Raw genomic sequence first — 26137 nt, 5'->3', positions numbered from 1 at the left:
TCGGTTCAGACGGCCGCCTGCCAGCCGAGTCGGGGGCCGAGCTTGGTGGCGATGTCGGTGAGGATCTGGACGTAGTCGGCGTGGTCGAAGGTGAAGGGCAGCGCGAACGCGACCTCGTCGATCTCCCGGAACGCCGCGTGCGCGTAGAGCTGTTCGGCGATCTGGTCGCAGGTGCCGACGAGATCGGGGGCGAACATCATGCGCGCGGGTCCCTGCGGAGTGGCGGTACGCGGCGTCCGCTTGCGGGCGTACTCCTCGTACTTCGCGCGCTGCTCCTCCGTGGCACTGTCCGTGGGGATGACGACGAGACCCTGGGAGACGCGGGCACGGTCCCCGTCGGGATGGCGGGCGCGGAAGGCCCTGATGTGCGAGAGCTGGATCTCCGCGAAGTCCTCGGACTCCTCCGCCTTCACCACACTGCTGGTCAGGAAGTTCATGCCGTGTTCGCCGGCCCACTGGGCCGACCGCAGGCTTCCGCCGCCGTACCACATGCGTCGTCCCAGGCCGGGGGAGTGGGGCTGGACGCGGTCGGAGAACACCTCGAAGCCCTCGATGCGGCTGGAGTCCGTGGCCGGTTTGCCGCGCACGAAGTCCAGCAGCCGTTCCATGCGGTCGTAGCTGAAGTCCTCCACCTCGGCGGTGTCGGGGTAGAGCGCGCTCTTGACCCGGTCGTAGTGCATCGGCGGGCCGACGCTGAGGCCCGGATTGAGGCGGCCCCGGGACAGGATGTCCACCGTCGCCAGGTCTTCGGCCAGCCGGAGCGGATTCTCCCAGCCCAGGGGGATGACCGCGGTGCCCAGCTCGATGCGGCTGGTGCGCTGTGAGGCCGCCGCCAGCACGGCGACCGGCGAGGAGATGCCGTACTGCAGATGGCGGTGCCGCACCCACGCGCTGTCGAATCCGAGCCGCTCACCCAGCTCGATGATTTCGAGCGTCGACTCGTGGCCTTGGCCGGGGTTCTCCCCGTCGAACAGCCCGATGGTCAGGAAGCCCAGCTTCCGCAACGGGTTTGAGGGCAGTGGCACAGGGCTCCTCCATCGTCCACGGCGGGTTCCGCCGAACACCAGCGCTAACGCCATTGTCGCAGGCGGGCATCGTGAGGCGACGGTTCGGCTAGGGTCGTCGACCGGGTGCTCCATGGGGGCCGGTTGATACACGGGGGGCGCGACGCATGCCTACACCTGAGGACATCTGGGCTGACGCCGATCTGCCCACGCGTCGCCTTGCGGGGCTGGCTCTCAATCCGTCCGCCCCGGAGGATGTCCTGTTGCGGCTGCTCGCCGACGGGCCTTTGGCGGTACGCATGGTGCTGTGCCGGGATCGGGTTCTCCCCGACGCTGTCGTCGACGCCGTGGTCGAGCACCCCGACAGGTACACCCGCAGCTTCTTCGCGCGTAATCCTCATGTCGATCCGGCCCAGCGGGTACGCCTGTTGGAGGATCCGGACTGGTTCGTGCGCGCCCACCTCGCCGAGGGGCCCCGGGTGCCCTTCCCCGTCCGGCCCAGGCCGCTGCCCGACGCGGCAATTGTGCACATGATCAACACGTACGAAGGTGAACTCCTGGGATCCCACTACTTCTACCAGCAGATTTCTGCCGGGCTGCGCCGGTCCATGCCCACGCATCCGGTCTCGAAGGTCCGCGGTTGGGGGCTCAACGGGTGGAGGCAACTGCCTGCCGACACGCGGGCTGCGCTGCTCGCAGACCCCGACGACGAGATCCGGGAAAGGGCACAGCGGCTTCTCCGAGAAGAAGATCCGGCATGGGTGGAGAGCGCACTACCCGCCCGCTCCTGCCACGCGCGCACCGACATGCTGCTCCACCAGGCCCTCAGCAGAACGGTCGTGGACAGCGTCCTCACCGCTCCGGCCGGCCCGGAGGACAAGGCGATGATCGCCGAGAACCCCAGCCTCCCCGCCGACGTGGTGGCCCTCCTGGCCGCCGATCCGGACCCGGAGGTACGGGGGACGATCGCGCACCGGGTGGACCTCGGCCCATCCGAACGCCGCGCGCTGGTCGCCGATCCGGACCCGGATGTGCGACGGAGAGTTGCGTACCGCGCGGACCTCGGGCCCGCCGAGCGCGGCGCGCTCGCCGCGGATCCCGAGCCGAAGGTGCGGCTGGCTGTGTCGGTCCACCCCGCGCTGAGCGAAGAGGAACGGGCCCGGGATCGCCTACGAGGTCCCCATGGACCAGGACTTCGGCCTCCGGTACGCGCCCGAGGTGCCCCGCGACCACGAGACCGTCCGCCGGCACGCACACTCCGGCCACCCGCAGCTGCGCCGGGAGGCGGCCGTCGACCATGCTCTGCCACCGGAGCTCGTGGGACTCCTTGCCGTCGACGACGACCTCGGCGTACGCGTCCTGCTGGCCCAGAACCATCCGCACGCTCCGGCGCCGCTCCTGCTCCGCAGCTTCCTGGAGTACACCGGCCGCGAACGCGCGCACCTCATCACGCGCCCGAACTTCCCCACCGCCGGGCTGGCCGCCTTCGCCGACCACGAGGATCCCGAGGTCCGGGCATTGGCCGCCCGTGACCCCGGGACCGAACCGGCAACCGCGGAGCGGCTCACCCGGGACCCGGACCCTGCCGTACGGGCCGCGCTGGCGCGTCACCCGAATCTTCCGCCGTCCCGACTGGCGGAACTCCTCGACGACGAACTGGCCCATGCGGCCGCCGCGAACCCGGCGTTGGACTCGGAGATCATCCGTCGGGTGGTGAGGAGCGGCCTTCGCCTCGCGGGGCGGGATCAGTCGAGGTAGTCGTCGATGAGAGTCGCGAACTCGTCGGGGGCGGTCAGTTGGATGCCGAGGGACTCGGCCTTGGCGCGTTTGGAGCCGGCGTTGTCCCCGGCGACGACCAGGCTGGTCTTCTTGGAGACGGTGGAGGAGGAGCGGCCGCCGGCGCGCTCGATCAGTTCGTTCATCTGGTTGCGGCTGAGCTTCTCCAGTGGGCCGGTCATCGCACCGGTGACGACGACCGTCATCCCGGCCAGCGGTCCGCCCGACGGCTCCGCGGAGTCGCTCTCCGCGTCGACGGCGGCAGGGTCGGGAGGGGTGGCGCCCGGCTCGGTCATGTTCACCCCGGCCTCGGCGAGTTTGTCGATGAGTGGGGCCAGTTCGACGAGTTCGGCGACGACGGAGGGGGCCTTCTCGGTGCCGATGCCCTCGACCTGCTCCATCGTTTCGGCATCGGCGGCACGGAGGTTGTCCATGGTGGCGAAATACCGGGCGATCCGACGGGACATGGAGCGGCCGGTGCCGCGGACGCCGAGCGCGCACAGCACCCGCGACAGTGGACGCGTCTTCGCCGTGGCGATCGCCGCGAGGAGGTTGTCGGTGCTGGTCTCGCCCATCCGCTCCAGGCTCAGCAACTGCTCGCGGGTGAGGGCGAACAGGTCGGCCAGGTCGGCGACCAGGCCGGCTTCGACGAGCTGGACGACGCGCGTCGTGCCGAGGCCCTCGATGTCGAGCTGGTCGCGGCCGACGGCGTACGAGAGAGCGGCGACGAGGTGGCAGTTGCGGCCGTTCTCACAGCGCCAGCGCTGTTCGGTGGTGTCGATGGCGGATCCGCACCGCGGGCACACCTCGGGGAACTCGATGGGCTGTTCCTCGCCGGTGCGCAGATGGGCGACGGGAGCTTCGATGCGAGGGATGACATCGCCGGCCCGGTGGACCATGACGTGGTCGCCCAGGCGGAGGTCGCGGCGGGTGATGTCGGCCGGGTTGTGCAGGGTGGCGTACGTGATGGTGGCCCCGTCGATCTCGACGGGTTCCAGGACGCCGCGCGGGGCGATGATGCCGGTTCGGCCCACGTTCCACTCCACCGCCAGCAGCCGGGTGATCTTCTCCACGGCGGGCAGCTTGTACGCGATCGCCCAGCGCGGGGCGCGTGAACCGGATCCCGCGGCCTGCTGGTCGGCGGCCAGGTCGGCCTTGATGACGATCCCGTCGATCCCGAACGGCAACTGGGCGCGCAGCGCGGCGATCTCCTGGACCCGGGCGAGGACCTGCTCGACCGTGTCGGTGGTGCTGCCGGGCACGGCGGTGGTCGCCGTCGTGTTCACCCCGAACCCGGCGGCCTGGGCCATGAGTTCGCTGTGCGCGAGCTCGCCCAGCCGGGCCGCGAGCGCCGGCTCCGTCTCGGGCAGCGGCAGCAGGCCGTAGCAGAAGAACGTCATCGGCACGGTGTAGGCACGCTCCTTGGCGCGCAGGGAGCCCGCCGAGGCGCCGCGCGGGTTCGCGAACGGCTGCCCGCCGTGCGCGGTCCGTACCTCGTTGGCGTGCTCGAACTGCGCGGTGGTCATCAGGATTTCGCCGCGCACCTCCACCGTGACCGGCTCGGCCAGTACGTCCGGCAGGCCTTCGATGGTGCCGATCGCGTGCGAGACGTCCTCCCCGGCCGTCCCGTCGCCGCGCGTGATCAGCCGGGTCAGGCGGCCACCGGTGTAGCGGGCGGCGATCGCGAGCCCGTCCAGCTTCGGTTCGACGCTGAACTGTCCGACGTCGTGGCCGATCCGCCGGGCCAGTGACGCCGTCCAGGCGGTGAACTCCTCCGGCGAGAACACGTTGTCCAGGCTCAGCATCGCCACCGTGTGCGGCACATCCCCCTCAACGGCGCCGCCCGCGACCTTCCCGGTCGGCGAGTCCGGCAGCACCTGATCGGGATGGTCGGCCTCCCACGCCGCGATGCCACGCACCAGCCGGTCGTACGCGTCGTCGTCCAGCACCGACGTGCCGCCCGTGTAATAGGCGGCCGACGCTTTCACCGCGTCCTCGACTGCCTGCGCATAGGCGGTGGCATCCACGATCACTGCAACTGGTGTGGTCATGTCCGTCATCTTGCCCGCCACCACTGACAATGGCCGTGAGCTTGATCCGAGCGCGGGTCAGGTGAGTTCGAGAAGCCCTCTGCGAACGGCTTCCGAGACGGCCGCCTGCTGATGAAGCTGGACACGCTGAAGCACCTCTCTGCCGGGGGGTGAGGTCGTACGGGCCACGGCGCCATGGTCAGTGGTGATTCTGGCGCCGCCGAGAGGCACTTCGCGTCGACCGTACGGAGCGGTGAACAGGCAGGAGGTGGACGCCGCGTTCAACCCAACGGTTGAACGAGAAAGCGAGCAGAGAGCGCCCCTCGGCTTCCTGGGGCGCTCTCCACCATGTTGTTGCTGCTGTCCGGCTCCTGCCGGTTCCGGTGGGTCACACGGCGGTGAGCCCCGGCTCGCCCGCCGCCACGGCCCAGGAAGCGGTGGTGCTCACCGGTGACTGGCGGACCGCGATGCTGTCGACGGTCCGGGCGTCGGTGGTCAACTGCTGCCGGTCGACGTTGAGTCGAAGGTATCCGCGGCGCGAGCCGTCGAAGTAGCGGACGTGCGGATTGAGGATCGGGTTGTAGGCCTTCAGCGGGGCGTCGAAGGCGATGGGGAAGTCGGAACTGACGCTGGTCGCGGTGAACTCGACGGCTACCGGGTCGCTGTCCAGGTCGTCGCGGTCGATCCGCAGATCGCTGAACCACGACGAGTGGATGTCCCCGGCGAGCACGACAGGATTGGCCACCTGGGCGTCCCGCAGGAAGCGCAGGAAGCGGGCCCGGGCCGGGTCGTAGCCGTCCCACTGGTCGAGGTTCGCGATGGGCGGCAGCGGGTGCGTCGGGTCGAGGAAGTTGGGGAACCTGATCTGGCTCATCATCACCTGCTGGGCGATGACGTTCCAGCGCGCCGGGGACCGGCTCAGCCCCTGCCGCAGCCACTTCTCCTGCGTCGCGCCGGTGAGGGTGCCGTCGGTGTTGCCGAGTCCCGCCGCGACGGTGCCGAAGTCGGAGAAGAAGCCGCCGGGCTGGTCGGTGCGGTACTGGCGGGTGTCGAGGACGTTCAGGCGGAGCAGGTCGCCGAAGTCGAAGCGGCGGTAGAGCCGGTAGTCCGAGGAGCCGTTGACGAACCTGCGCCGCAGCGGCATGTGCTCGTAGTAGGCCTGGTAACCGGCGGATCGCTGGCGGGCGAAGGCGGCGGGGTCCTGGTGTCGCGCGCCGGTGTCGTCGATCTCGTCGACGACACCGGCGTAGTTGTTCTCCACCTCGTGGTCGTCCCAGGTGACGATCCAGGGGAAGGCGGCATGGGCCGCCTGCAGAGCCGGATCCGTCTTGTACTGGGCGTGCCGGGCACGGTAGTCGGCGAGCGTGGCCAGCTGGTCGAGGCCGGAAGTCTGTGGGGCGGTGTGCAATCGGTCCGCGTAGATGCTGCTGGGGTCGTACTCGTAGATGTAGTCGCCCACGTGCACGACGACATCGAGGTCCTCCTCGGCCAGCGCGGTGTACGCGGGCCAGTAACCGTTCTGCCAGTCCTGGCAGTTGACCAGACCGATCCGCAGCCCGCGGGGGCGCGAGTGGGGCGCGGGGGCGGTACGGGTCCGTGCTGCCGGGCCGATCTGACGGCCCGTACGGAACCGGAACCAGTAGTCGCGGCCCGGCGCCAGGCCCCGTACATCCGCGTGGACGCTGTGCGCGTGCGCGGCCACGGCGGTCTCCGTACCGCGCCGGACGACCTTGCGGAACCGCTCGTCGGTGGCGACCTCCCACTCCACGCGCACCGGACGCGTCCCCATGGACGCGGCGTCGTAAGGGTCGGCGACCAGACGGGTCCACAGAACGACCCCGTCCGGCAGCGGATCGCCGCTGGCCACACCGAGCTTGAAGGGATCCTGGTGCACCGGCTCCGCGTGCGCGGTACGGATGTTCAGCGCCTGCGCACCCGCGACGACCGCGGAGCCGACCAGCAGGCCGCGCCGACTGAGGGCGGCGGGGCGGGGCCGGGGTCTGGCGGGGGACGAGGACGGTTCGTTCGTAGGTGACACCACAGGCCTCCGTATGCCGATACATGGGCCGAGCCAAGGATCGGGGTGAGCCAAGCACATTGTGAAGGACCAGCCAAGAACAAGTGCCGACTTGTGGAGGGCAGTTGGGGGTGACGGCCGAGGACGCCGGAGCGCGATCGGAGCACACGGTGGCGTGGCTGGTCGCCGAGGGGATCGTGCTCGCAGAGCGCGTGGACTGCAGGTACGGAGGGCGGCCGGTGTACTTGCCGGGGGCGCGATGGTCACAGGTGACGCGCGAGCGACGCTACCTGGAGTCCGCCGGGCCGGCCGTGGTCACCGGCCGTACCGCGTTCTTCGGCCCGCTGGGTTTCGACAGCTCGCCCATCTCCGAAGTGGGCCGCGTGCTTGGGCACCGGACGCGAGTGGTCGAAGGGAAGATCTAGCGTGCGCGCCGCTGCGGGGCCGGCATCCCGGGCGGTCCACGCAGCGTGACACTAATGTCGTCGGTATGACCGATAACACCCTGCGCACCGTCACCATCGAGCGGACCGCCACCGGGCACTTCAAGGCCACGAACGCGCGAGGCGGCACGATCAGCTTCGGCACCAGCTCCGATCCCGACGGCGGCACGGACTTCACGCCGGTCGAGCTGCTGCTCGCCGCGATCGGGGGCTGCACCGCGGCCGACGTCGATGTCGCCACCGCCCGTCACGCGGAGCCCACCGGGTTCACCGTCACGGTGACCGGCAACAAGATCAGTGACGCGCTCGGCAACCGAATGACGGACCTCGCGGTCACCTTCTCCGTAGCCTTCCCGGACGGTGAAACCGGCGACCGTGCTCGCGCGATCCTCCCTCGTGCGGTCAAGACCTCCCACGAGCGGCTCTGCACGGTCAGCCGCACGGTCGAGATCGGTACGCCCGTCACCGCGACGGTGGCGGACGCCTGACCCCTCGGAGACTTGGGCTCAAGCCCTCGTGGTCATCTGCTGTCGCTGGTCTCGGTGGCGGTGAGGGCCGCTCGCCCCGCCTCCAACCGGGCGGCCGGGATCCTGAAGGGCGAGCAGGAGACGTAGTCGAGGCCCGCCCGGTGGAAGAAGTGGATGGACTCGGGGTCGCCGCCGTGTTCGCCGCACACCCCGGTCTCCAGTTGCGGCTTGACGGCACGTCCTGCTTCGACGGCGAACTCCACGAGCCTGCCGACGCCCTCCTGGTCGAGGGTTTCGAAGGGCGACACGGCGAAGATTCCCTTCTTCAGGTACAGCGGGAAGAAGGACGCCTCCGCGTCGTCCCGGGACAGTCCCCAGGTTGTCTGCGTGAGGTCGTTGGTGCCGAAGGAGAAGAAGTCCGCGACTTCGGCGATGCGTCCGGCGGTGAGCGCCGCCCGCGGCAGCTCGATCATCGTGCCTATCGGGCAGTCCACGACTTGGCCCGACTCCGCGGCGACGTCGGCGAGCACGCGCTCCGCCTCCGCGCGGGCCAGCCGCAGTTCCTCGACCGTGCCGACCAGCGGGATCATGATCTCGGCACGCGGCCGGCCGCCGTCCCGCAGCCGCTGGACGACCGCTTCGGCGACGGCCCGTACCTGCATGGCGACCAGCCCGGGCACGGCCAGGCCCAGGCGCACGCCGCGCAGGCCGAGCATCGGGTTCTGCTCGTGCATCCGCTCGACGGCGGCGAGCAGTTCGCGGTCGTGCACGTCCGGGTGCACGGCGCTCGCGACCCGGACGGCCAGTTCCGTCCGGTCGGGCAGGAACTCATGCAGCGGCGGGTCCAGGAGCCGGATCGTCACCGGCAGCCCGTCCATTGCCTTGAGGATGCCGGTGAAGTCCGTCCGCTGAGGCGGAAGCAGGGCATCCAGGGCCTGCGTGCGGGCGGTGTCGTCGCGGGCCAGGATCATCGCCTCGACGAGCGCCCTGCGTGTGCCGAGGAACATGTGCTCCGTCCGGCACAGGCCGATGCCCTGCGCGCCGAGCCTGCGGGCGCGTTCGGCGTCTTCGGGCGTGTCTGCGTTGGCCCGCACTTCGAGGCGGCGCACGGAGTCGGCCTGAGCGAGAGCGCCCAGCACTGCTTCAATCAGCGGTGCGGTGCCCGTTCCGGTCTCCAGCGCACATCCCACGTCGGATGCCGTGAGCGGCAGCGCGCCCAGGTGGACGGTGCCCGCGGTGCCGTCGACCGAGACCGTGGCACCCTCGCGGACCACGACACCCGAGGAGGTGGTGAGCCGGCGCGCGACGGTGTCGACGGTGAGCGACTCGGAACCGCAGACGCAGACCTTGCCCATACCGCGCGCGACGACTGCGGCGTGGCTGGTCTTGCCTCCGCGGCTGGTCAGGACCGCCTGTGCGGCGATCATGCCGGGCAAGTCGTCGGGGGTGGTCTCACGGCGTACGAGGACGACGCTCTCGCCGGTCGCGGCCCGCCGTACGGCCGTTTCCGAGTCGAACACGACGGCGCCGACCGCCGCGCCCGGCGAGGCGGGGACGCCCAGTGCGAGGGGCACATCTGTGGGGTGTGCCTCGAAGCGGGGGAACATCAGTCTGGTCAGCTCGGTGCCGTCCACGCGCATCAGCGCCTCGTCCGCCGTGATCGCTCGCTCCTCACGCAGGTCGTGGGCAATGCGGAAGGCGGCCTCTGCGGTGCGCTGGCCGACCCTGGTCTGGAGGATCCACAACCGGCCACGCTCGACGGTGAATTCGACGTCGCACAGGTCGCGGTAGTGGCCCTCCAGGGTGCGCAGGTGCTCGCCGAGTCGGTCGTACGAGCGGGGGTCGAGGATCTTCAGCCGGTCCAGGGGTTCGGCGTCGCGCACGCCGGCGACGACGTCCTCGCCCTGGGCGTCGGACAGATAGTCGCCGTAGATGCCGGGGGCGCCGGTGGCCGGATCGCGGGTGAAGGCGACGCCGGTGCCGGAGTCGGGGCCGAGGTTGCCGAAGACCATCGCCTGGATGTTGACGGCGGTGCCGAGGTCGTCGGGGATGCGCTCGCGGTGGCGGTAGATCCGGGCCCGGTCGCCGTTCCAGGAGTCGAAGACCGCCCGGATCGCGCGGTACAACTGCTCGACGGGGTCCTGTGGGAATTCCTCGCCCGTTTCGCGGCGGATGATTGCTTTGAACTCCTCGGTGAGGAGGGCGAGTTCGCTCGCGTCGAGGCCGTGGTCGTCGGTCACCGCCCGCTGGGCCCGGTGCTCGGCGATGGCCTGCTCGAACAGGTCGCCGTCCACGCCCAGCACGGTCCGGCCGAACATCTGCACGAGCCGCCGGTAGGAGTCCCAGGCGAACCTCTCCTGCCCGGACGTCTTGGCGAGTCCGATGACCGAGGCGTCGTTCAGGCCGATGTCGAGGATCGTCTCCATCATCCCGGGCATCGAGAACCGGGCACCCGACCGAACCGACACCAGCAGCGGGTCGTCCGGCTGACCGAGCGTGCGGCCCATGGTGCGCTCCAGCGCGGCCAGGGCCCGGGCCGTCTCGATGCCCAGCTCGGACGGTTCGTCACCGGTCGCCAGGTAGACCTTGCAGGCCTCGGTCGTGACCGTGAAGCCCGGCGGTACGGGCAGCCCGAGCCGGGTCATCTCCGCGAGGCCGGCCCCCTTGCCGCCGAGCAGGCCGGCCATCTCGCGGTTGCCTTCAGCGAATCCGTACACGTACTGCGTAGGTGCGCTGGTCATGGCTGAGGCCTCTCACTCGTGCGGGACGACGGCCACGGGGCAGCCGACGTGGTGGATGACGGCATGGGCGACGGAACCGGTGCGCGGGCCCGCCGGCCGATCGGCCAGACGGTGTCCGATGACGAGCAGGCTCGCCCCGGAGGCCGCCCGGAGCAGCGCGGTCGAGGCCTTGTCCGCCACCACCGACTCCAGGACATCGACGTCCGCGTACTTGTCGCGCCACAACTGGAGTACGGCGGACAGGAATCCCTGCCACTCCTCCGCACGCCTTGGTTCACTCACCAGAGCGATGTCCCCGGGGCCGAGGCCGAGGGCGGAGGGCGGCTGCCACGCGTGGACGACCCGCAGGCGGGCGCCACGCAGCCGGGCGGCCTCGAAGGCGAACTCGATCACCTCGTCGCGCGCATTGCTCAGGTCGATGCCCAGCACCACGTCCCGGTATCCGGTGCGCGTGGACGCGCTGCCGTCCTCCGCCGGGAGATGCTCGTCCTCCGCTTCCTCACCCGCGCGTACGAGGACGACGGGACGAGTCGCCTTCGCCACCACGCCCAGGGCGACGGAACCCACCAGGAATCCGGTGAAGCCGCTCAGCCCTCGCGAGCCCAGCACCAGCAGGTCGGCCTGCTCGGCAGCGTGGAGCAGCGCGGCGGTCGCGGGGCCCTCCAACTGCTTGTCGTCAAGGCCTACGCCACGGCAGGCGCCGCGGACACGGGCTTCCGCCTGGCGCAGGGCACGCCGGGCCAGATGCCGCTGAGTGGCGTTCGCCGGCTCGCCTTCCGCCTGGCGGGGGTGCCCGTTCCAGGCGTGCACGAGACGCAGCGGACGCTCACGGCGGACGGCCTCGCGGGCCGCCCACTCGGCGGCGGCCAGGCCCTCAGCGGATCCATCGACTCCGGAAATGACGGGCGCGAGCATGATGCGCACCTCCTGCGCTAGGTCTGCTCCTCCATTCCAGAGTCCGCCTGAGACGGCGCGGGTTGGAGAGGCCGTACGGCACCCGCCCAGGTCCATCCGGCCCATGCACGCGCCCCCGATCCGCGGCCAGGGTGGAGACTCGGAGGGCTTCTTCTCCCTCCAGGGGAGGCGGACTGTCATGGAGCGAGTGATCGTTGCCGGAGTCGACCGGTCGGCGCGCAGCCGTGTCGCAGCCGACTGGGCCGCACACGAGGCGCTACTGCGCGGGTGCTCACTGCACGTGGTCCATGTCTCGCCCTTGAACGGGCTGGATGCGGCGGAACAATGGCCGTACCGGCCGGAGATCGTGGCGGACCAAGGACTGGACCGGGTCATGGCCCGGCACCCGGCTCTGCGGGCCGAGAGCGTCCGGCTCACCGGAACGGCCTCACGGGCGCTGAACTCGCAGAGCAGGGAAACGGAGATGATTGTGCTCGGCCTGCGCGGGGAGGGAGGCCACGCCGGGCTCCCGCTGGGATCGACCGCTCTGGCGGTCGCCGGGGCCGCCGCCTGCCCGGTGGTGCTGGTGCCCAGCGGGCTCGCCTGCGACGGCCCGGTGCGCCGACCCGACAAGGTCACACTCGGTGTCGACGCCCGCGACCCGGCGGACGCGGCCATCGACTTCGCCTTTGACGCGGCAGGCCGCCGCGGCGTGCGGCTGCACGCGTTACATGCCTGGAAGCTTCCCCCCAGCGCCGCCGAGTGGCCCTTTGGCGTGCCGGGGGAGGAGCGTGCCACCTGGGAGGACCACGAGGTGCAGCTGCTGTCCGACGCGCTGCGGCCGTGGCGCGAGAAGTACCCGGACGTCCGCGTTCTGGAGGACGTCGTCCTGTTCACCCCTGCCGAGGGTCTGATCCGATCCTCCGGCAACACCGAACTGATCGTGCTCGGGCGACAAGCCAGTGGTGACGCCAGGGCCGACGGGGCCGACAGCTCCGGTCTGGGCTCTGTCGCGCACGCTCTCCTCCGGCACACCAAGTGCCCCGTGGCCGTGGTGCCTTCCTGATCCACAGGCGAATTGCCCGAGCGGGTCCGCCGTTCCGTCGACCGGCAGACCCGCTCGGGCAAGGGCGCACGTCACGAGGCGAACAGCGCCACCTTGAGCGCGCCGCTCTCCTCCGGCCGGCTGAAGACGTCGTACGCCTCCTGCATCTCCTGCAAGCCGAAGCGGTGGGTGACGAACCCGTCGACGTCCAGCTGCTTCGCGGCCACCATCCGCAGCAGCGTCGGTGTGGAGTACGTGTCCACGAGGCCGGTGGTGATCTTGATGTTGCGGATCCAGAGGTCCTCCAGGTGGAGCGTGGCGGGGCGGCCGTGCACGCCGACGTTGGCGACTCGTCCGCCGGGGCGGATCAGGCGGGTGCAGAGCTCGAAGGTGTCCGGAAGGCCAACCGCTTCGATCGCCACGTCCGCGCCGAGTCCGTCGGTGAGCTCGGTGATCCGGCCGACGACGTCGGACGCCGGGTCGAGTGTCAGATGCGCGCCGTGGAGCGCGGCCATTTCGCGTCGCCGCGGAGCGGGATCGACGGCGATGACACGGCTCGGGCTGAAGAGCCGGGCCGTGAGGATCGCGGCCAGGCCGATCGGGCCGGCGCCCACGACGACCACCACATCGCCCGGCGTCACCTCACCGTTGAGGACGCCCACTTCGTACGACGTCGGCAGGATGTCCGCGAGCATGAGCGCCGCCTCGTTGCCGACCTGCTCGGGCAGCACGTGCGTCGAGGTGTCGGCGAAGGGCACGCGGGCGTACTCGGCCTGGACGCCGTCGATCCGGTGGCCCAGGATCCAGCCTCCGCCGCCCAGGCACTGGCCGTACTGGGATTCCCGGCAGAAGCGGCAGCGGCCGCAGGCGCTGATGCAGGAGATCAGTACCCGGTCGCCGGGACGCACCGTGGTGACGGACGGTCCGACCTCGTGCACGGTACCGACGGCTTCGTGCCCGAGGACCCGGCCCGACTCGACGGCAGGCACGTCACCCTTCAGGATGTGCAGATCGGTGCCGCAGATGGTGACCGCGTCGATCCGCACGATCGCGTCGCCCGGGTCCTGGATGGCCGGGTCGGGAACGTCGTCCCAGGATCGCTTGCCGGGGCCGTGGAAGATCAGAGCCTTCATGACTGCCTCCTTGAGGCGTTGCGCTGCTTCTGCCCCGCATCGTGTGGCGGACGGCTTGCCCGCCCGCCACACGATGCGGACGGTTCAGCTTGATTTCGGTTCGCCCATCAAGCCGGTCGCGATCCGACCTGCCCACGCCTCGATCTCCGCGAAATCGCGGAAGTCTCCGCCCTTGCCGGAGGAGACGATCTTCCGGGCGATGAAGCCCTTCGCGCCCTCTTCGAGGCACCCCCCGAAGGTGACGTGTTCAGTGACGTCGAGCCGGACCATGGCCCGCTTCACGCCGGGTACGGGCGGGATGTTCCGCTCCGAGGCCGAGGCGTCGAGCGGACCGCTGCTGAACAACCACAGCGGTCGCTCGGCCAACTCGCGGCCATGACGACGGACGAAGCGACGGGCATCCTTGTGCCAGCGCCCGGCGTACAGTCCGCCGCCGACCACCACGGCGTCGTACGAGCTCACATCCGTCACGGACCGGGCGGGCACCGCCTCGGCCGGCATTCCCTCCTTGCGCAGGACCTCGGCGATGGTCTCGGCGATCCGCGCGGTTGATCCGTTCGTCGTTCCGTAAGCGACCAACACGCTCCTGGGCATGGCGGTCCGCCTCCTCTCACAGCTTTCGCAGCCAGTCGTCGGTGACGCCGTGCAGTGCCTGCTCGTCCGGCTGGAGGCGTGAGTCGTCCAGCCGGTGGGTGAGCTTGGCGACCACCGCGACGACGCCGTCGATCTGACGCGTCATGGAGACGGCGATCTCCGTCTCGCTCCTGCGCTCCATGTGTCCGTCGAGCGTGACGACGCCTTCGATCACGGAGACCTCGACGGTCCTGGGCGCCAGCCACAGCGTGCGCACCAGCACTTCCGCGATCACCTCGTCACGGATGTCCGCGTCGGGCCGCAGGAAGACCTGGAGCAGATCGCGGCGCGTGACGATGCCGACGAGCCGCTCCTCCTCGTCGAGGACGGGCAGCCGCTCCACGCGGTGCTGTGCCATGGTCCGGGCGGCTTCGACGATGGTGTCGTCGGCGTGCACGGTGACGGGCGGTTCGGTCATCAGCCGGCCGGCGGTGCGGGCCTTCGCCTTCGCGGCCTGCTTCCTGGCGCCGCGGGTCAGCGCGGCGAGCCGGAGGCGGCGCCTCGGCGCGTACGGGTCGGGCGTCTCTGCCTGCCGGACCAGCAGGTCGGTCTCGGAGATCACCCCGACGACCTTCTCGTCGTCGTCTACCACCGGCAGCCCGCTGATCCGGTGGCCGGCGAGCAGCCGCGCCACCTCCTTGAACGGGGTGCCGTACTCGGCGCGGACGACCTCCGTGGTCATCACGGAGCCGACCTTGTTGTGCTTCATGAGTGTTCCTTCCTCAGCGGAGTCGGCGCAGATACGGGTCCTGGGGCCTGCGGGGCAGCAGGCGTACGCGCGCATCGAGGACGGAGACTCCGCCCGGTGTCGCGAGAACGGGGTTGAAGTCGGCCTCGGCGAGTTGCGGCAGGTCGCCCGCCATGCGGGACAGCCGCAGCAGTAGTTGCTCCAGACCTTGGAGGTCGACGGGCCCGCCGCCCTCCGAGCCGAACAGGAGCGGTGCGCAGCGCGGGGCGGTGATCAGGTCGTGTACGTCGTGGTCGGTCAGTGGGGCGAGCCGGGCCGCGTGGTCGGCCAGTACCTCCGTCGCCGTACCGCCGAGCCCGAACAGGACGAGCGGGCCGAAGACCTCGTCCTGGACCACTCCGGCGAACAGTTCCGTACCGCGGGCGGCGAGGGGCTGAACCACCACGCCGGTGAGCAGCCCCGCGAACCGGGTCTCGAAGTCCCGGAAGGCCGCGCGCACTTGGGAGTCGCCCTGGAGGTCGAGGTGGACGGCGTGCTGTTGACTCTTGTGCAACAGGCCCGGCCAATGGGCCTTCATGACCACCCGGCCGTCGGCGCCGCGCAGCCGTTCGGCGGCGATGACGGCTTCGTCCTCGGTCTCCGCCCAGGCCCATGGGAGCTGGGGAATGCCGTAGCAGGCGAGGAGTTCGGCGCAGGTGCGCGGGTCGAGCCAGCCGCCGTTCGGGTGCGCGGCGAGGTAGGTCTCGGCGACGGCCTGGGCGCGAGGGGTGTCGACTCCGGCGAGCTCAGGGATCGTCCCGTCGGGTCGGCTCAGCCACGCCGCACGCCGGGCCGCGTGGGCCAACGCCCGTGCCGCCGCCTGGGGTTCCGCGTACGAAGGGACGGTGCTGCCGTCCGTGGCGGGCAGCAGCCGGACCGGCAGATCCTGCTCGAGTCGCACCGCGGCGACCGGCCGTTCCCGGCGTCCGGGAGCGCGGGTGAGGGACCGGATCAGGTCGTCGCCGGTCGCCGCGGCGACCGCGGTGGGGACGAGGGCCAGCAGTACGGCGTCGATGCCCTGATACCGCATGATCCGGTCCACACAGTCCCTGAGCTGCTCCTCCGTGACGGCGGCGGTGGCGTCGATCGGGTTGCCGACCGCGGCACCGTCGGGCAGCACGGCGAGCAGGTCGTCGACCACCTCCGGGGTGAGCGGCGGGAGGGAGAGTCCCGCCTCCGCGCAGGCGTCGGCGCTGAGCACACCCGCACCGCCCGCGTTGGTGACGATCGCGACGCGGGTGCCCGTCGGGAGTGGCTGGGAGTGCAACAGAGCCGCGGTTTCCAGGAGTTCGCCCACCGACCGGGTCGCGGTGATCCCCGCCTGGGTGAACAGTGCCTGCCGGGTCATGGTGCGCGTCGCCGCTGCTGCGGTGTGCGAGGCAGCCGCGCGGCGGCCCGCGTCGGTGCGCCCCGCGTCGACGGTCAGGACGGGCATACGGCGGGTCACGCGCCGAGCGGTGCGGGAGAACGCCCGCGGGTTGCCGAACGACTCCAGATGCAACAGGGCGAGTTCGGTGCGGCCGTCACTCTCCCACCACTGGAGCATGTCGTTGCCGCTGACGTCGTACTTGTCGCCCAGCGATGCGAAGGACGAGACACCGATGCCGAGCCGGGACAGCCCGTCCAGCAGGGCGATGCCGACGCCTCCCGACTGCACCGCGACGCCCGCCGTGCCGGGACGCGGGTGGTCAGCGGCGAAGGTGGCGTCGAGGGAGAAGTCCGGGTCGGTGTTGGAGATGCCGAGGCAGTTGGGACCGACGAGCCGCATACCGTACGTCCGGCACGCCGCCATCAAGGCCTCCGCCTGCGCGCTGTCGAGTCCGGCGGACACGACGAGGAGTGCCCGCACGCCGGCCTTGCCGCACTCCTCGGCGATGGCCGGGACCGCGGAGGCGGGCACGGCGACGACCGCGAGGTCGGGGATCTTGGGCAGGGCGCCGACCGACGGGTGGGAGGGCACCCCGAGTATCGAGGTGACGCTCGGGTTCACCGCGAAGAGGCGCCGGGTGAAGCCTCCCGTGTGCAGATGGTGCAGGATGGCCCGCCCCACCGACCCGGGCCTGCGTCCGGCGCCGATCACGGCGATCGCGTCCGGTCGCAGCAGCGGCTCCAGGCTGGCCACGCCGGCGGCCCGGCCGCGTGCCTCGACGGCCGTCAGATAGGTGTCGTCCTCGCCGAGTTCGACGGTGCAGCGCACCTCTGGGCCCTCGAAGCGGCGAGCCGTACGCAGTCCCAGGTCGGCGAAGAGCCGCAGGATCTCGTGGTTCTCGCTGAGCGCGTCGGCGCTGAACGTGGTGATGCCCGCAGCGCGGGCGGCCGAGACCAGGTGTTCGAGAAGGAGTGTGCCGACGCCCCGGTGATGCAGCCCGTCGGCCACGGCGATGGAGATCTCGGCCGATTTGGTGTCCTCGCCGGTCTCGTACTCGGCCAGGCCGATCACGTGGTCCTTCGTCTCGGCGAGGAGGGCACGGTATCCGGGGCGCGGCGGCGCGCAGGCCCGGTCGGCGGCCATCACGGCGGAACGGCGGCTCGCCGCGAAGAACCGCAGCCGGAGGTTCTCCGGGGACATCCCCTCGTAGAACCCCCGCAACTGCTTGTGATCGCCTGGCGTGGTCGGACGGATGCACACGGTGGTGCCGTCCGAGAGCAGGGCGTGGACTGTGGGTCGACTGAGCGTGTCGTCCGTCATCGCGGGTCTCCTCCATGCCTCTTGATACTTCGAGCATCCAGCGGATCGGAGGGTGATCCCATGGGCTGTCCGGGGCTACATGGGGGCCGGTCGGCCCTAAGCCCGATGCCCGTGATGGGGGCCGGTGTGCCCCTCGGCGTCGGTGGTCGGTCAGCTCGGCAGGGCGAGCGTGCAGAACTCCCCGGGAGTCACCGACACCGTGCGGTCGGCGAAGGCGACAGAGATCGGATCGCGACCGGAGTCAGGCACGATGATGTGCAACTCCCGGGACTGCAGGCGCAGTTGTGCACCTCAGTGGCCCGGACAGCGGATCGAGAACCCGTACTCGGCCAGCTCCGGCAGCGGTACGGGGTCGAACCGCAGCGCACCGCCCCGGGTCTACAGGCCCGTCAGGCCCCGCTGTACGAGATCGAGCGTGCCCGCCATGGCACCCAGGGGTACGACCCGGCACAGGAGCGCCTGCGGGAGTCCCTGTGCACCCTGCAGCACGGGTACCCGGGGTGCGGGCCCGGTCCACGCCGAAGCGCCGTGTGCCGCTCCGGTCGGTGCTCGTCAGTCGTCGGCCACCAGCGCCGTGAGGTCCAGGAGCCGGTTGGTGTAGCCCCACTCGTTGTCGTACCAGCCGAAGACCTTGACCAGCGTGCCGTTCGCCTGGGTGAGGGCCGGGTCGAAGATGCAGGACGCGGGGTCGCCGATCACGTCGCGGGAGACGATGGGCGCCTTCGAGACGCGGAGGATGCCGTTCAACGGGCCCTCCGCGGCCTCGTCGAAGACCGCGTTGACTTCCTCCACCGTTGCCTCGCGCCGCAACACGACCGCGAGGTCGGTGAGCGAGCCGTCCTCGACGGGGACGCGTACCGCGATGCCGTCCAGCGCACCCGCCATCTCCGGCAGCACCAGACCGACGGCGCGGGCGGCCCCGGTGCTGGTGGGGATGATGCTCAGCGCCGCCGAGCGTGCCCGGCGCAGGTCCTTGTGCGGGCCGTCCAGCAGGGACTGGTCGTTGGTGTAGCCGTGGATGGTGGTCATCATGCCGCGCTCGATGCCGAAGGCGTCGTTCAGCACCTTGACCATGGGGGCGACACAGTTGGTGGTGCAGGAGGCGGCCGACACGATCCGGTCCTGCCGGCGGTCGTACGTCGTGTCGTTGACGCCCATCACGATGGTGGCGTCCGCGTTCTTGCCGGGCGCGGACAGCAGGACCGTGTGCGCGCCGGCCTTCAGGTGCAGGGCGGCGGCGTCGCGGTCGCGGAAACGGCCGGTGGACTCGATCACGATGCCGGCGCCGTAGTCCGCCCAGTGCAGGGCCGCCGGGTCGCGCTCGGCGGTGATGGCGATGCGCCGGCCGTCGACCGTGATCGAGCTGTCGTCGTGGCTGACCTCCCGGCCGATACGGCCGAAGGTCGAGTCGTACTCCAGCAGGTGGGCCAGGGTGGCGGGCGGCGCGATGTCGTTGACGGCGACGACCTCGACGTCCTGGGTGCCCGCTTCGGCGCGGTCGAGTGCCGCGCGCAGATAGGTGCGGCCTATCCGGCCGAAGCCGTTGATGCCGACGCGTACGGTCATGGCGGCGAACTCCTTTGCAGCGCAGGGGACTTGCAGGGTCGGGCTGTTCAGGCGTTCCAGGTCCAGTCCGCGACCTCGGGCAGGTCGGTGCCGTGTTCGCGGATCCAGGCGTGGTGCCGGGTGCGGACGTCGGCCATCTGCTGGCGTACGGCGGCGGCGCGGACGGCTAGGCCGGGTACGCGGTCGATGACGTCCATGACGAGGCGGTAGCGGTCGAGGTCGTTGCGGACGACCATGTCGAAGGGTGTGGTCGTGGTGCCGGACTCCTTGTAGCCGCGCACGTGCAGGTTGGCGTGGCCGGTACGGCGGTAGGCGAGGCGGTGGATCAGCCAGGGATAGCCGTGGTAGGCGAAGATCACCGGCTTGTCGGTGGTGAAGAGGCCGTCGTACTCGAAGTCGCTCATTCCGTGCGGGTGCTCCTCACGGGGCAGCAGCCGGGTCATGTCGACGACGTTGACGACCCGCACGGCCAGCTCCGGCAGATGGCGCCTGAGCAGGGCCGAGGCGGCGAGGATCTCCAGTGTCGGCACGTCTCCCGCGCAGGCGAGCACCACATCGGGCTCGACACCGTTCTCGCTGCCCGCCCACTCCCAGATCCCGGCGCCGCGCGCGCAGTGGGCGCGGGCCTGGTCCATGGACAGCCAGTCGAAGCAGGGCTGCTTGCCGGCGACGATCACGTTGACGTAGTCGCGGCTGCGCAGGGCGTGGTCCGCCACGGACAGCAGGGTGTTGGCGTCCGGCGGCAGGTAGACCCGTACGACCTCGGGGCTCTTGTTGAGGACGTGGTCGACGAAGCCGGGGTCCTGGTGCGAGAAGCCGTTGTGGTCCTGGCGCCAGACGTGCGAGGTGAGCAGGTAGTTGAGGGAGGCGATGGGGGCCCGCCACGGCAACTCCCTCGAGGTCTTCAGCCACTTGATGTGCTGGTTGACCATCGAGTCGACGATGTGCACGAACGCCTCGTAGCAGGAGAACAGTCCGTGCCTGCCGGTGAGGAGATAGCCCTCCAGCCAGCCCTGGCAGAGGTGTTCGGAGAGGATCTCCATGACCCGGCCGTGCCGGTCCAGGTGCTCGTCCACCTGGAGGGTCTGGGCCTGCCAGGCCTTGCCGCTGGCGTTGAAGACGGCTTCCAGCCGGTTGGAGGCCGTCTCGTCGGGGCCCACGAGGCGGAAGTCGCGGCGTCCCGACGTGTCCTTCATGACCTGTTCGAGAAGGTCGCCGAGGATCCGGGTGGGCTCGTGCAGGGTCGCACCCGGCTTGTCGACGGGCACGGCGAAACGGTCCAGCGACGGGATCGGCAGATCGTGTACGAGGAGGCCGCCGTTGGCGTACGGGCTGGAGCCCAGACGCTTGGCGCCTTCGGGCAGACAGGCGAGGACGTCGGCGCTGGGGCGGCCGTCGGCGTCGAAGAGTTCCTCGGGTCGGTAGGAGCGCAGCCAGGTCTCCAACTGGCGCAGGTGGTCCGGGTTTTCGCGTACGCCGCTCAGCGGGACCTGGTGGGCGCGCCACGTACCCGCGACCGGGACTCCGTCGACCTCGCCGGGGCCCGTCCAGCCCTTCGGTGTGCGCAGCACGATCATCGGCCAGTGCACGCGCTCGCTCACGCCGTCCTTGCGGGCCGTGCGCTGCATCAGCGCGATGCGGTCCAGGGCCTGGTCGAAGGCGTCGGCCATGGCGCGGTGGACCTGGTGCGGGTCGTCGCTGGAGACGTGGATCGGCTCGTGGCCGTATCCGCGCAGCAGTTCGTCGAGTTCCGACTCCGGGATCCGGGACAGAACGGTCGGGTTGGCGATCTTGTAGCCGTTGAGGTGGAGGATCGGCAGGACCGCGCCGTCGTGCACCGGGTCGAGGAACTTGTTCGAGTGCCAGGAGGCCGCCAGCGGGCCGGTCTCCGCCTCGCCGTCTCCTATGACGCAGGCGACGAGCAGGTCCGGGTTGTCGAAGGCGGCGCCGTACGCGTGTGCGAGCGAGTAGCCGAGCTCGCCGCCCTCGTGGATCGAGCCCGGCGTCTCGGGCGCGACATGGCTGGGCACTCCGCCCGGGAACGAGAACTGCCGGAAGAGCCGGTCCATACCCACCAGGTCACGTGAGACGTCCGGGTAGGTGTCGCTGTAGCTGCCCTCCAGCCAGGAGTTCGCGAGCACCGCGGGGCCGCCGTGGCCCGGCCCCCACACGCACAGCGCGTCCAGACCCCGGGCCTTGATCACCCGGTTGAGGTGGGTGTACACGAGGTTGAGGCCGGGCGAGGTGCCCCAGTGGCCGAGCAGCCGCGGCTTGATGTGCGCGGGCTCCAGGGGCTCGGTCAGCAGCGGGTTGGCCAGCAGGTAGATCTGGCCCACCGCAAGGTAGTTGGCGGCTCGCCAGTGGGCGTCCAGGGTGCGCAGTTCCTCGTCGGTCAGTACGGTGCTGTCCTGGTGTTCGACCTTGGTCATGGTGACTCCGTAAGTCATCGAGGCACGTCATTGAGGTACGTCATTCGAGTTACGTCATCGAGCGGAGGAGGCGGCATGGCCGAGAAGAAGTCGGCAACGCTGCCGCGTGCGGCGTACGAGCGGGAGCTGCTGCGTCTGCAGACGGAACTGGTGAAGGTCCAGGAGTGGGTGCGGACCGAGGGCAAGCGGCTGGTCGTGGTGTTCGAGGGACGGGACGCGGCGGGCAAGGGCGGCACGATCAAGCGGGTCTCGGAGCACCTGAACCCGCGTGTCGCGCGGACCGTGGCGCTGCCCAAGCCGACCGAGCGTGAGCGCACCCAGTGGTACTTCCAGCGGTACGTCGAGCATCTGCCGGCGGCCGGGGAGATCGCGCTCTTCGACCGCTCCTGGTACAACCGGGCCGGTGTCGAGCACGTCATGGGCTTCTGCACCAAGGAGGAGCACCAGCTGTTCCTGCGCCAGTGCCCGATCTTCGAGCGGATGCTCGTGGAGGAAGGCATCCTGCTGCGCAAGTACTGGTTCTCGGTGAGCGACGCGGTACAGCAGGAACGGTTCCGGCGCCGGTTGAAGGATCCGACGCGGCGCTGGAAGCTCTCGCCGATGGACCTGGAGTCGATCACCCGCTGGGAGGCGTACTCCCGGGCGAAGGACGAGATGCTGGTGCACACCGACATCTCGGAGGCCCCGTGGTTCGTCGTCGAGAGCGACGACAAGCGCCGGGCCCGGCTGAACATGATCGCTCACCTGCTCGGCTCCCTTCCGTATCACGAGGTGCCACCGCCGGTGCTGGAGCTGCCGCCCCGGCCGCCGTCGACCGGCTACCAGCGCCCGCCGCGTGACCTGCAGACATACGTCCCCGACCACGCGGCGAGCCTCTGAGCCGGTCACGGTGCTCACGCCCGCTGCGGGACGACGGCGACCGGGCAGGCGGAGTGGTGCAGGACCGCGTGCGCGACCCGGCCGAGCTGGAGTCCGGAGTGCCCGTGCCGGCGGGCGCCGACGACGAGCAGGTCCGCGGTGGCCGAGGCCTCCAGCAGCACCTTGCGGGCGGGACCCTCGACGGTCCGCCGGCGCACCTGCACCGAGGGGTGATCCCGAGCGGCGTCACGCAGCGCGGCTTCCAGAATCTCCGCGGCCCGCTGCTCGTGGTGGCGGGCGGGTTCTCCGGCCAGCAGCGGATGCTCGATGGTCTCGTGCGCGGGATACCTCCAGGCTCGTACGGCGTGCAGAGTGGCGTAGTGGTCCGCCGCCTCCTCGAAGGCGAAGCGCACGACCGCCGAGTCCGCCGGCTCCTCGCCGACGCCCAGTACGATGCGCTGATCGATCCCCGGCCTGGCCTGGTTGTCGTGGCTGCCACGCAGCACGATCACCGGGCAGTGGGCGCGGGCGGCGACCGCGAGGCTGACCGAGCCGAGCAGCAGCTCGGCGATTCCGCTGCGGCCGTGCGAGCCCATGACCAGTGCGCAAGCGTTGCGGCCCTCGCGCAGCAGGGCGGGCACCGGCTCCTCGGGGAGTACTTCGGTGGAGATCTTCACGTCCGTCTGGCGGCGGTGTGCGCGCTTCGCGGCAGCCTCGACGATCTTGTCGGCCATCACCTGTTCCGAGGACCTGCCGAGGTCGGGGGCGAGCGCGGCACCTTCGTACCGCTCCCACAGCGAGGCGTAGACCAGCCGTAGCGGCACCCCGCGCAGGGCGGCTTCGTCCGCCGCCCAGTCGACGGCACGCATGCCGGGCTCGGAACCGTCGACGCCCACGACCAGCGGAAGCTCCATCGTCCCTACCTTCCCGCGCCGAGATCGAAGACGATCCTGGCTTTGATCTCGCCGCGCAGCACGTCGTCGATGGACTCGTTGACCGTCGCGAGGGGCCGCGACTCGTAGATGACCTTGGTGCGGCCGGCCGCGTGGAGCTGGAAGACCTCGGCCAGGTCCTGCCGGGTACCCACGATCGAGCCGATCACCGAGGTGCCTCTGAGAACGGTGTCGAAGATCGGGACCTGGACGGTGCCGTGCGCCGGTAGGGCCACCATCACCAGTTTGCCGCCGCGCCGCAGCCCGGAGTTGGCCGCGGCGAACGCGGCCTCGTTCACCGCGAGCGCGATGGCCGCATGCGCGCCGCCGTACCGCTGGAGCACCTCGCCCACATCGTGTTTGCGGGCGTCGATGACGAGGTCGGCGCCGAGTTCCGCGGCGAGTTCGAGCTTCTCGTCCGTGACGTCGATCGCCGCCACCTGCGCCCCGGCGATCTTCGCGTACTGCACCGCCAGGTGGCCGAGTCCGCCGACACCGGAGATGGCGACGAGCTGGGTGGGCCGGACGTCCGCGACCTTGAGGGCCTTGTACGTGGTGACACCGGCGCAGGTCAGCGGGGCGGCCTCAAGTGCGCTGATGCCCTGGGGTACCGGCTGGGCGAAGTCGGCCCAGGCCAGCATCTTCTCGGCGTACCCGCCGTCGCAGCCGTACCCGGTGTTGATCTGCTGCTCGCACAGCGTCTCCCAGCCGGACAGGCAGTGCTCGCACCGCCCGCAGGCCTTGCCCAGCCAGGGCACGGCGACCCGCTGGCCGAGGGCGAGATGGGTGACGCCGTCGCCGAGCTTCTCGACGAGGCCGACGCCCTCGTGGCCGGGGACGAACGGCGGGCTCGGTTTGACGGGCCAGTCGCCGCGGGCGGCGTGGATGTCGGTGTGGCACAGCCCGCAGGCCTCGACGCGGACACGGACCTGGCCGGGGCCGGGTTCGGGGTCGGGGCGTTCCTCGATGACCAGGGGCTCACCGAACGCCCGTACGACCGCTGCCTTCATGATGTTCTCTCCTCGGGGCGCGTCAGCCGTGCGCGACGACGGCGACGGGGGCGGTGGAGTGGTGCAGGACGGCGTGCGTGACCGGGCCGATGTGGGAGCCGAGGGGATTGCGCCGGATCCGACGGCCCACCACGACCAGGGAGGCTTCGCGGGAGGCGTCGACCAGGTGGTTCGCGGCCGTTCCGTACCGGGACTCCTCGACGACCTCGACCGAGGGGAACTTCTGCCGCCACGGGCGCAGGACGTCGCTCAGGGTGGTGGCCTCCTGCCGGGACAGCTGGTCGTGGAGTTCGATGTCTGCGGCGAGGCCGTACGCGTAGTACGGCGGCGGGTTCCAGCCGTGGACGACCCGCAGGGAGGTGGCGCGGCGGTCCGCCGCGTCGAAGGCGAACTCGACAAGCGAGGGATCCGGGTCGTCGGTGGCCAGCCCCAGGACCACCGGCCGGTACGGGCCGGCGGCGGACGGGATGCCCGCCGGGTCCGCGAGGTGCTCGTCCGCGGCCTGTTCCCCGGCGCGGACCAGGACCACGGGCCGCTCCGCGTGCGCCAGGACGCCCTGGCCGACCGAACCAACCAGGAACCCGCCGATCCCGCTCATCCCGCGGGAGCCCAGGACGAGCAGTGCGGCGTCCTTCGCCTGGCTGGTCAGCACGTCGGCGGGCCGGCCGGAGAACTGCTCGGCGGTGATCTCCACACCGGGGTGCCGCAGCCGGAGACCCTCGGCGGACTCGCGCGGAATCCGCTCGCTCCAGTGCTGCTGCGTCTCGGCACCGAGGAGCGGCGCCTGCGCCATGGGCTCCGGAACGGGCTCCCAGACGTGGACCAGCTTCAGCGGCAGTCCGCGCAGCTTGGCCTCACGTGCCGCCCATTCCGCGGCCGCCCGGCTCTCGGGCGAGCCGTCGAGGCCCACGATGACGGTGCGTGCCATGGTCTCCACCTCCTGAATCGGGGTTTCCGATTCCAGCGTCGTGTCGAATGGAAGCGTGGTGCAGGGGCCGGAGGTACCCGGCCGGGGCCGTTCGGCCCTATGTCCGGCGGACGCGGCGGGCCCGTGTCGGGTCCCGCCGCGTCCTGCCGTGGTCAGCGGAGCCAGCCGTTGGTGCGGACGAACGGCAGCTTGGCCCAGAGCTTCCCGGCACCGAGGGTGTCGCCGGCGGAGGCCAGCGCGAGGGCGATCAGGACGATGGCGTAGATCAGGTGGTAGTCGACGAAGGGGTTCGAGGACATGCTTGCCGAGCCGTCGGAGAGGTGCCTGGCGGGCGGCCACTCGGCGATCCACATCAGCGCCATCAGAGCGGTGCCCGCGACGGCCGCGAGCCGGAGCGCGAAACCGCCGACGAGGGCCAGGCCGACGCCGAGCAGTCCGGCCATGAACAGCCAGTTCGCCCAGGTGTCACCGGCCCAGGAGTGGAAGGTCGACTCCATCGGCCCGGCGGCCACGCCGCTGAGGAACCCCATGGTCGGCGAACCGCCGTCGATCCAGCCCTTGCCGGACGGAGTGGCGTAGCCGAACCCGAAGGTCTTGTCGAGGAAGGCCCACAGGAAGGCGAACCCGGTGAGCAGGCGCAGGGAGGCGAAGGCGTAGGCCCGCGCGGTGTGCGTGCCGGTGCGAGCCGACACGGCGGACTCCGGGGCGGAGGTGTTCCAGTTCCTGCGGAGCGACGGCAGGTGGAACCCCGGGCTCCGGTGAGGGTGCTCGTGTACGGCCATGGTGGTGATCCCTTCGGGAACGATCCGGTCGAT

At 70.8% G+C, this 26137-nt stretch carries 21 protein-coding genes and 1 pseudogene; 5 read left to right on the top strand and 17 right to left on the bottom strand.

The features are described 5' to 3' along the window. Positions 1-5 precede the first annotated feature (5 nt). A complete protein-coding gene (locus OG266_RS02610) occupies positions 6-1025 on the bottom strand; it encodes an LLM class flavin-dependent oxidoreductase (RefSeq protein ID WP_371542254.1) in 1020 nt (339 codons plus the stop codon). Between the two features lie 752 nt (positions 1026-1777). Further along, a complete protein-coding gene (locus tag OG266_RS02605) occupies positions 1778-2137 on the bottom strand; it encodes a hypothetical protein (RefSeq protein ID WP_371542251.1) in 360 nt (119 codons plus the stop codon). 49 nt (positions 2138-2186) lie between these two features. Between OG266_RS02605 and OG266_RS02600 the strand changes: the two genes are divergently transcribed. After that, positions 2187-2762 carry a hypothetical protein gene (locus tag OG266_RS02600; RefSeq protein ID WP_371542248.1) on the top strand — a complete coding sequence of 192 codons (576 nt, stop codon included), beginning with the start codon at positions 2187-2189 and terminating at the stop codon, positions 2760-2762. On the opposite strand, the gene ligA is transcribed toward OG266_RS02600, so the two are convergent. Both ligA and OG266_RS02590 read right to left on the bottom strand, forming a co-directional pair. After that, positions 2750-4831, bottom strand: coding sequence for an NAD-dependent DNA ligase LigA (gene ligA, locus OG266_RS02595; protein WP_371542246.1), 2082 nt, complete (start codon positions 4829-4831; stop codon positions 2750-2752). The genes OG266_RS02600 and ligA overlap by 13 nt on opposite strands. Positions 4832-5198: 367 nt before the next feature. Continuing rightward, positions 5199-6848, bottom strand: a complete 1650-nt coding sequence (locus OG266_RS02590; protein WP_371542243.1) for an alkaline phosphatase — start codon at positions 6846-6848, stop codon at positions 5199-5201. Positions 6849-6958: 110 nt separating this feature from the next. Between OG266_RS02590 and OG266_RS02585 the strand changes: the two genes are divergently transcribed. Together OG266_RS02585 and OG266_RS02580 are read left to right on the top strand one after the other, a co-directional pair. After that, the gene (locus tag OG266_RS02585; RefSeq protein WP_371542240.1) at positions 6959-7252 is read left to right on the top strand and encodes a hypothetical protein; all 294 of its coding nucleotides are present in this window, start codon (positions 6959-6961) and stop codon (positions 7250-7252) included. A 65-nt stretch (positions 7253-7317) separates the two neighbouring features. Continuing rightward, positions 7318-7758, top strand: coding sequence for an OsmC family protein (locus tag OG266_RS02580; protein WP_371542237.1), 441 nt, complete (start codon positions 7318-7320; stop codon positions 7756-7758). A 32-nt stretch (positions 7759-7790) separates the two neighbouring features. Here OG266_RS02580 and ppdK read toward each other — a convergent pair whose 3' ends face one another. Both ppdK and OG266_RS02570 read right to left on the bottom strand, forming a co-directional pair. Beyond that, positions 7791-10478 (bottom strand): pyruvate, phosphate dikinase, encoded by a 2688-nt coding sequence (gene ppdK / locus OG266_RS02575; protein WP_371542235.1) that lies wholly within the window; start codon positions 10476-10478, stop codon positions 7791-7793. A gap of 12 nt (positions 10479-10490) precedes the next feature. Beyond that, positions 10491-11393 carry a universal stress protein gene (locus OG266_RS02570; RefSeq protein WP_371542232.1) on the bottom strand — a complete coding sequence of 301 codons (903 nt, stop codon included), beginning with the start codon at positions 11391-11393 and terminating at the stop codon, positions 10491-10493. A gap of 178 nt (positions 11394-11571) precedes the next feature. Between OG266_RS02570 and OG266_RS02565 the strand changes: the two genes are divergently transcribed. Continuing rightward, complete coding sequence (locus tag OG266_RS02565; protein ID WP_371542229.1) at positions 11572-12438, top strand: universal stress protein; 867 nt, start codon at positions 11572-11574, stop codon at positions 12436-12438. A gap of 71 nt (positions 12439-12509) precedes the next feature. Here OG266_RS02565 and OG266_RS02560 read toward each other — a convergent pair whose 3' ends face one another. From OG266_RS02560 to OG266_RS02530, 7 genes and pseudogenes are all read right to left on the bottom strand, one after another. Continuing rightward, complete coding sequence (locus OG266_RS02560) at positions 12510-13550, bottom strand: zinc-dependent alcohol dehydrogenase family protein (RefSeq protein ID WP_371542226.1); 1041 nt, start codon at positions 13548-13550, stop codon at positions 12510-12512. A gap of 84 nt (positions 13551-13634) precedes the next feature. Beyond that, the gene (locus OG266_RS02555) at positions 13635-14144 is read right to left on the bottom strand and encodes a flavodoxin domain-containing protein (protein ID WP_371542223.1); all 510 of its coding nucleotides are present in this window, start codon (positions 14142-14144) and stop codon (positions 13635-13637) included. A 16-nt stretch (positions 14145-14160) separates the two neighbouring features. Further along, positions 14161-14892, bottom strand: a complete 732-nt coding sequence (locus OG266_RS02550; protein ID WP_371542220.1) for a CBS domain-containing protein — start codon at positions 14890-14892, stop codon at positions 14161-14163. Between the two features lie 13 nt (positions 14893-14905). Then, positions 14906-17599, bottom strand: a complete 2694-nt coding sequence (locus OG266_RS02545; protein ID WP_371542217.1) for a GNAT family N-acetyltransferase — start codon at positions 17597-17599, stop codon at positions 14906-14908. Between the two features lie 150 nt (positions 17600-17749). Further along, positions 17750-18040: pseudogene (locus tag OG266_RS02540) on the bottom strand (glycosyl hydrolase family 65 protein); the annotation flags it as partial. A gap of 111 nt (positions 18041-18151) precedes the next feature. Next, positions 18152-19165: a type I glyceraldehyde-3-phosphate dehydrogenase gene (gap, locus tag OG266_RS02535; protein WP_371542215.1), complete on the bottom strand. Its 1014-nt coding sequence runs from the start codon at positions 19163-19165 to the stop codon at positions 18152-18154. A gap of 47 nt (positions 19166-19212) precedes the next feature. Beyond that, positions 19213-21594 carry a phosphoketolase gene (locus tag OG266_RS02530; protein WP_371542212.1) on the bottom strand — a complete coding sequence of 794 codons (2382 nt, stop codon included), beginning with the start codon at positions 21592-21594 and terminating at the stop codon, positions 19213-19215. 75 nt (positions 21595-21669) lie between these two features. Between OG266_RS02530 and ppk2 the strand changes: the two genes are divergently transcribed. Then, the gene (gene ppk2 / locus OG266_RS02525; protein WP_266471324.1) at positions 21670-22473 is read left to right on the top strand and encodes a polyphosphate kinase 2; all 804 of its coding nucleotides are present in this window, start codon (positions 21670-21672) and stop codon (positions 22471-22473) included. Positions 22474-22487: 14 nt separating this feature from the next. Here the strand turns inward: ppk2 and OG266_RS02520 are convergent, their stop codons facing one another. The 4 genes from OG266_RS02520 to OG266_RS02505 all read right to left on the bottom strand — a co-directional run bounded on the left by OG266_RS02520 (position 22488) and on the right by OG266_RS02505 (position 26104). Further along, complete coding sequence (locus OG266_RS02520; protein ID WP_371542209.1) at positions 22488-23366, bottom strand: universal stress protein; 879 nt, start codon at positions 23364-23366, stop codon at positions 22488-22490. 5 nt (positions 23367-23371) lie between these two features. Further along, complete coding sequence (adhP, locus tag OG266_RS02515; RefSeq protein ID WP_371542206.1) at positions 23372-24394, bottom strand: alcohol dehydrogenase AdhP; 1023 nt, start codon at positions 24392-24394, stop codon at positions 23372-23374. A gap of 22 nt (positions 24395-24416) precedes the next feature. Continuing rightward, positions 24417-25322: a universal stress protein gene (locus OG266_RS02510; protein ID WP_371542203.1), complete on the bottom strand. Its 906-nt coding sequence runs from the start codon at positions 25320-25322 to the stop codon at positions 24417-24419. 152 nt (positions 25323-25474) lie between these two features. Next, positions 25475-26104, bottom strand: a complete 630-nt coding sequence (locus OG266_RS02505; RefSeq protein WP_266474889.1) for a hypothetical protein — start codon at positions 26102-26104, stop codon at positions 25475-25477. Positions 26105-26137: the final 33 nt, after the last annotated feature.

The organism is Streptomyces sp. NBC_00554 (assembly GCF_041431135.1).
GTDB lineage: Bacteria > Actinomycetota > Actinomycetes > Streptomycetales > Streptomycetaceae > Streptomyces.
Note: the sequence above shows the minus strand (reverse complement) of the source record. Positions and strands in the feature narration are given on the sequence as shown.

Bases quoted from the DNA above. Each gene is read 5' to 3' on its own strand.
- ppk2 (WP_266471324.1), top strand. From the start codon at position 21,670: ATGGCCGAGAAGAAGTCGGCAACGCTGCCGCGTGCGGCGTACGAGCGG.
- OG266_RS02510 (WP_371542203.1), bottom strand. From the start codon at position 25,322: ATGGCACGCACCGTCATCGTGGGCCTCGACGGCTCGCCCGAGAGCCGG.
- ppdK (WP_371542235.1), bottom strand. From the start codon at position 10,478: ATGACCAGCGCACCTACGCAGTACGTGTACGGATTCGCTGAAGGCAAC.
- OG266_RS02550 (WP_371542220.1), bottom strand. From the start codon at position 14,892: ATGAAGCACAACAAGGTCGGCTCCGTGATGACCACGGAGGTCGTCCGC.
- OG266_RS02600 (WP_371542248.1), top strand. From the start codon at position 2,187: ATGGACCAGGACTTCGGCCTCCGGTACGCGCCCGAGGTGCCCCGCGAC.
- ligA (WP_371542246.1), bottom strand. From the start codon at position 4,831: ATGACCACACCAGTTGCAGTGATCGTGGATGCCACCGCCTATGCGCAG.
- OG266_RS02560 (WP_371542226.1), bottom strand. From the start codon at position 13,550: ATGAAGGCTCTGATCTTCCACGGCCCCGGCAAGCGATCCTGGGACGAC.
- OG266_RS02505 (WP_266474889.1), bottom strand. From the start codon at position 26,104: ATGGCCGTACACGAGCACCCTCACCGGAGCCCGGGGTTCCACCTGCCG.
- gap (WP_371542215.1), bottom strand. From the start codon at position 19,165: ATGACCGTACGCGTCGGCATCAACGGCTTCGGCCGGATAGGCCGCACC.
- adhP (WP_371542206.1), bottom strand. From the start codon at position 24,394: ATGAAGGCAGCGGTCGTACGGGCGTTCGGTGAGCCCCTGGTCATCGAG.
- OG266_RS02530 (WP_371542212.1), bottom strand. From the start codon at position 21,594: ATGACCAAGGTCGAACACCAGGACAGCACCGTACTGACCGACGAGGAA.
- OG266_RS02520 (WP_371542209.1), bottom strand. From the start codon at position 23,366: ATGGAGCTTCCGCTGGTCGTGGGCGTCGACGGTTCCGAGCCCGGCATG.
- OG266_RS02555 (WP_371542223.1), bottom strand. From the start codon at position 14,144: ATGCCCAGGAGCGTGTTGGTCGCTTACGGAACGACGAACGGATCAACC.
- OG266_RS02545 (WP_371542217.1), bottom strand. From the start codon at position 17,599: ATGACGGACGACACGCTCAGTCGACCCACAGTCCACGCCCTGCTCTCG.
- OG266_RS02570 (WP_371542232.1), bottom strand. From the start codon at position 11,393: ATGCTCGCGCCCGTCATTTCCGGAGTCGATGGATCCGCTGAGGGCCTG.
- OG266_RS02565 (WP_371542229.1), top strand. From the start codon at position 11,572: ATGGAGCGAGTGATCGTTGCCGGAGTCGACCGGTCGGCGCGCAGCCGT.
- OG266_RS02580 (WP_371542237.1), top strand. From the start codon at position 7,318: ATGACCGATAACACCCTGCGCACCGTCACCATCGAGCGGACCGCCACC.